The organism is Pseudomonas frederiksbergensis, from assembly GCF_003732665.1.
Lineage (GTDB): Bacteria > Pseudomonadota > Gammaproteobacteria > Pseudomonadales > Pseudomonadaceae > Aquipseudomonas > Aquipseudomonas frederiksbergensis_G.
Map to the genome: position 1 here is coordinate 1 of NZ_MOBP01000262.1, position 316 is coordinate 316.

Here is a 316-nt window from a genome sequence, read left to right on the forward strand (position 1 = left end):
CAGCAGCAATGCCAGCAAGCGTTTGGGCATGCCCAGGAAGTGCGTGCGAGGGGCCACGGCAGCCGAAGGCTGGCGGGACAGAAAGGCAAGCTGGTGAACGTCCATATTCAGAATCTCGACGCGATAACAAATGAATTAAAGAAACAGGTCGACCTGGAAGAAGATCGGCGCCTCGCGCTCGGTGAGCACGGTGGGGCGTTCCAGCGAGTGGGCGAACGTCAGGCGAGTGGCGAGGTACTTGCCACGGGCGAAGAGTTCCAGAGAGTTGCTGGACATTCGGCCATGCACTTCGCTGTTGTATCGGTCATTGCTGATC

Annotated in this window: 1 pseudogene; it reads right to left on the reverse strand. The window is 58.5% G+C overall.

Annotated features, from left to right (window positions below):
* Positions 1-135 precede the first annotated feature (135 nt).
* Positions 136-316 (reverse strand): annotated as a pseudogene (locus BK665_RS34110) (ShlB/FhaC/HecB family hemolysin secretion/activation protein); the annotation flags it as partial.